General features: G+C 56.0%; 6 protein-coding genes and 1 pseudogene. 1 reads left to right on the top strand and 6 read right to left on the bottom strand.

What is annotated here, in order from left to right; genetic code table 11:
• A pseudogene (locus tag K5905_RS29090) lies at positions 1 to 201 on the bottom strand (MarR family transcriptional regulator); the annotation flags it as partial.
• Between the two features lie 132 nt (positions 202 to 333).
• Here K5905_RS29090 and K5905_RS29085 point away from each other — a divergent pair.
• Positions 334 to 1,041: a glutathione S-transferase family protein gene (locus K5905_RS29085; RefSeq protein ID WP_297590998.1), complete on the top strand. Its 708-nt coding sequence runs from the start codon at positions 334 to 336 to the stop codon at positions 1,039 to 1,041.
• Here K5905_RS29085 and K5905_RS29080 read toward each other — a convergent pair.
• The 5 genes from K5905_RS29080 to K5905_RS29060 form a co-directional block, all read right to left on the bottom strand.
• On the bottom strand, positions 1,038 to 1,691 hold the full coding sequence (locus K5905_RS29080; protein WP_297590997.1) for a cysteine hydrolase: 654 nt from the start codon (positions 1,689 to 1,691) through the stop codon (positions 1,038 to 1,040). The genes K5905_RS29085 and K5905_RS29080 overlap by 4 nt on opposite strands.
• 22 nt (positions 1,692 to 1,713) lie before the next feature.
• Positions 1,714 to 2,181, bottom strand: a complete 468-nt coding sequence (locus tag K5905_RS29075; protein WP_297590994.1) for a MarR family winged helix-turn-helix transcriptional regulator — start codon at positions 2,179 to 2,181, stop codon at positions 1,714 to 1,716.
• A 138-nt stretch (positions 2,182 to 2,319) separates the two neighbouring features.
• Positions 2,320 to 2,805 (bottom strand): OsmC family protein, encoded by a 486-nt coding sequence (locus tag K5905_RS29070; RefSeq protein ID WP_297590992.1) that lies wholly within the window; start codon positions 2,803 to 2,805, stop codon positions 2,320 to 2,322.
• Positions 2,806 to 2,808: 3 nt separating this feature from the next.
• Complete coding sequence (gcvH, locus tag K5905_RS29065; protein WP_297590990.1) at positions 2,809 to 3,180, bottom strand: glycine cleavage system protein GcvH; 372 nt, start codon at positions 3,178 to 3,180, stop codon at positions 2,809 to 2,811.
• A gap of 24 nt (positions 3,181 to 3,204) precedes the next feature.
• Positions 3,205 to 4,095 (bottom strand): glycine cleavage T C-terminal barrel domain-containing protein (locus K5905_RS29060; protein ID WP_297590987.1); only part of this gene is annotated, 891 nt, incomplete at its 5' end.

Raw genomic sequence — 4,095 nt, 5'->3', positions numbered from 1 at the left:
CAACCGAGAAACGTTATACTGCGCCAACAACACGCGCTTTTCGATTTCGACGGGACGTAACCGGTGCTCCTCGGCGCGACGCAACTCAAGCAAAACATCGTACCACGCGAGGGGTGGAAATCCTGTGGCCTTCAGCTTGGCTTCTATTCGCTCCAGAACCGCACCACTTGTGCGGACCAGGCGTGCCCAGGAATCAATCATCACCGGACTCAGTTCTTTGGAACTCGAATCTTTCATAGCCTGACTATCTCGCTTTCATGCAATTACATCAACCTTGATTTTTCATGCAAGTGCATTTATTTTAATGCAAATGCATGAAAATGGAGACCTCGAATGCCTACTCCCCTAACCCTGATCAGTCACGCGCTCTGCCCCTACGTGCAACGGGCGGCAATTGTTCTGGCTGAAAAGGACGTTCCGTTTGAACGGATCTATATCGACCTTGCGAACAAACCCGAATGGTTCCGCGCGGCCTCGCCTCTCGGCAAAGTTCCCCTGCTCAAGATTGGTGAAAGCCAGTACCTGTTCGAATCTGCCCCGATTGTCGAGTTCCTGGACGAAACGGAGGCTGTCAGGCTTCATCCGGACAGTCCGCAAGAACGCGCCCGGCACAGAGCCTATGTTGAATTCGCGTCGCAATGCCTCAATGGCATCGGAGCGCTTTACAATGCCAAGAGCAGCTCCGATTTTCTGGCAGCTGCACAGTTGCTAAAAGCCAAATTCACTCATATGAACGATCAGGTTTCAGCCTCCGGACCATTCTTTGCCGGCGAGCGATTTACTCTTGTCGACGCTGCATTCGGGCCGGTGTTCCGGTATTTTGACGTTTTTGAAACTTTCACGCAGCTGGAATTGTTCTCAAATCTTGACCGGATCGATTTCTGGCGGCAGGCGTTGGCGCAACGTCCTTCCGTCGTGAATGCAGTTGCCAGCGATTACTCAGACCTGCTGCTGACCTTTCTCGAAAACCGCAACAGCTGGATGTCCCGACTTCTGGCTGATCAGCACAATCCGCTTTGCCGAAATGAGCAGTGCGCCTAACCGATGATTGCCCCGGCGACGTTCAGCTCCTGTTTCAACGGCGGCCATTTGTCCGGGGTCGCCGTCAGAAGCGAAGGTTCCCGAACCTCGACTTCGTAGTCACGCGCCAGGGCACCCTTTGCGGTAAGCTGGACGCAGTGGCAGGCATCAAGGCCAACAAGCGTCAATCGCCCGATCTTCTTCTCTTTCAAGAATGCTTCGAACTGCGGCTCGGAGAAGGTGTCGCCAATGGATTTTTCAAATACCGGGGCTTGGGCGACATCGATCGCCCGGTCAATCCGCAGCCCTTCACGGCCCGGAGTTCCAATCCCCTTGGCAACCAGTTTCATGAGCGCGACCACCGGCCAGTCCCGGAAGATGTTCTTGATGAAAATCACGTCCTGCCCGGCCGTTCGGGCTTCGCGAATTTCCCGATTGATTTCGGCAAGCGCATTGTCGCGGACCTTGGGATCAAATCCGTGTTTGCCGGTGTTACGGGTAAAATCTTCCTGTACATCGATCACGACCAGAGCCGAGTTCGGTCTGGACGACCGGTCAATTGCGGTCCCTTTTGTCGGCGTTCCCAGTTTCCGCACACAATAAACACCATATAGAAGCGCACCGGCTGCACCCAGCACGACAAAGCCGATAAGAATCCAAAGTCCTGACATGGAACTCTCCTGTCGAAATGCACTATTCCAACGCCTTCGGGCGATCCGGATCGTCCTCGAATTCGGCAAAATGATCGAGCATTGCGCATAAGACCCGTTGTGTGGACTGCAGGTCATCGTTCGAAAACATTTCACAGACTGCGTCCATTTCGTCGTTTTCCCTGGCCCGGATTTCACCAAACGCAGACTGGCCCCTGTCCGAAAGAACAAATAGCGATGACCGTTTGTGAGCCGGGTTCGGTAGCCTTTCGACCATCCCCTGCTCTTCCAGACCATTCACCAACAACTGCACCTGCTGGCGTGCCAGAAACAGAACCCTGCCGACATCCGGAACGGACATTGGCCCGCCTTCTTCCAGCACTTCCATGACGGCGCGCATGCCCACGGTTGTGCCGCTCCCAGCCAGTTTTGCCTCCACCGCCCGGGCAAGACGCCTGTGAACCGGACGGATCAGTCGTACAATTTCATACAGCTCGGTCGTTTTGTTCATGCGTACCTCATTGACAATTATATTGTCATAATGACACCATTGTTGTCAATCTCTGTTATGCAGGAGATACACGGAAAAACAAAACCCCGGCGATGATGCGCCGGGGTTTGCTCTAATCGAGTTTTGAAGTCTGAAGACCTAAGGATCGATCAGCCGGACAGGTCCTTCCTCCACGACGATCTCGCAATTCACAGAATTGGCGATGAAACAGACATCATGTGCCTTTTCATGCATGTCGGTCAGCCAGGTCGGGTCGGGTTGCTCGCTGGCAATCAGCGTGACTTCAGGTCGAAGAACCACTCTTGTGATCGCCATCTTGCCCCGCGCCACCCGGCTCATCTCGCCTTCAGCGTTGTCCCGGTAACTGGCGACGTTGAAATTCGCCCGCCGGGCCAGATCCAGGAACCAGAGCATGTGGCACGAGGAAATCGCCGCGACAAATGCCTCTTCAGGGTCGACTGCAGCCTCAATGGATTGCGGCAAGGGCACCACTGTCGGGGAGGCGCTTGCCGGAATTTCAAGACCGCCGTCAAAGCGCCAGATATGGCCGCGGGAATATTTGTTTGCCGCGTAGTCGCCATCGCAGGCCCATTCCACTTGCGCCGAATAATAGTGCCCCGCCATCTGTCAGAGTGCCTCAACGTAAGCCTTGTAGGCTGCCTGGTCCAGCAGCTCGGTCAACTGGTCGGCATTTGCCACTTTCATTTTGATGAACCAGGCCGCACCTTCCGGATCTTCGTTCACCTTGCCGGGCTCATCCGCCAGCACATCGTTGGCTTCAACCACCTCGCCATCGATGGGCGCGTAGATTTCGCTGGCGGCTTTCACGGATTCAACAACAGCCGCCTCATCGCCCTGCGCGAATTCAGCGCCTGCTTCCGGCAGGTCGACATAAACGACATCGCCAAGCTGCTCCTGAGCATAGGAAGTAATGCCGACGGTTGCGACACCTCCTTCAACAGAAATCCATTCATGATCTTTGGAATAGTAAGTGGTCATTTTCTCGTCCGTTCCTTGGAAGATTTAAGGTTTTGGTTTGCGATGATAACGATTGGGGACAAATGGCATCTCGACGATGCAACCCGGAAGTCGGCGATTGCGCACAATCAGGTCCAGCTTCGTACCCGTGGAAGCGTGATCTGCCGGAACATAACCCATGGCGACCGGTGCCGCGATTGTCGGTGCAAAGCCGCCTGAGGTTACCGTACCAATGACGGGACCACCGGGAAGTGCGATTTCCGCCCCCTCGCGGACAGGTGCCTTGCCGTCCAGTTGAATGCCAACGCGCAGGCGACCCGGCCCGTCCTGAAGTTCCGAGCAAATGCGTTCAGCGCCTGGGAAACCGCGTCCCGCGCGGCGGCGCTTCTGTATGCAGAAAGCTATCGCCGCTTCAACAGGCGATGTGGTCTCGTCAATATCATGCCCGTAGAGACACAAACCAGCTTCCAGGCGCAGACTGTCGCGCGCACCAAGTCCGGCGGGACCGATCCGGTCGTCGGCAAGTAGTGCCCGTGCGATCGGCTCAGCTGCGCCAGCCGGAACCGACATTTCCACGCCATCTTCTCCGGTGTAGCCGGCTCGGGCGATATGGCAGGTAATGCCGTCGAATTCCATCGGCGCTGCCGCCATGAATGCCAGGTCTGCGACAGCAGGTGCATGAAGGGCGACCGCTGCGACAGCTTCCGGCCCTTGCACGGCGATCAACGCCCGGTCGTCGACAACGTCGAGTCTGATATTTTCAGGCAACCGGGTACGCAGATGCGCGAAGTCAACTGCCTTGCGGGCAGCATTGACGACGAGCATCAACCGGCCATCCTCATCTTCGGATTCGGGACGCGTCACCATCAGGTCGTCGATGATACCGCCTTCCTCGTTCAAAAGAAGAGTGTAGCGCTGACGTCCCCTGGCAAGCTC

Source organism: Roseibium sp. (genome assembly GCF_025698965.1).
GTDB lineage: Bacteria > Pseudomonadota > Alphaproteobacteria > Rhizobiales > Stappiaceae > Roseibium.
This window is presented reverse-complemented; position numbering and strand designations above follow the sequence as displayed.

Excerpts from the sequence above, each read along its gene's own strand:
- K5905_RS29085 (WP_297590998.1), top strand. The coding sequence starts at position 334 with ATGCCTACTCCCCTAACCCTGATCAGTCACGCGCTCTGCCCCTACGTG.
- K5905_RS29080 (WP_297590997.1), bottom strand. The coding sequence starts at position 1,691 with ATGTCAGGACTTTGGATTCTTATCGGCTTTGTCGTGCTGGGTGCAGCC.
- K5905_RS29075 (WP_297590994.1), bottom strand. The coding sequence starts at position 2,181 with ATGAACAAAACGACCGAGCTGTATGAAATTGTACGACTGATCCGTCCG.
- K5905_RS29070 (WP_297590992.1), bottom strand. The coding sequence starts at position 2,805 with ATGGCGGGGCACTATTATTCGGCGCAAGTGGAATGGGCCTGCGATGGC.
- gcvH (WP_297590990.1), bottom strand. The coding sequence starts at position 3,180 with ATGACCACTTACTATTCCAAAGATCATGAATGGATTTCTGTTGAAGGA.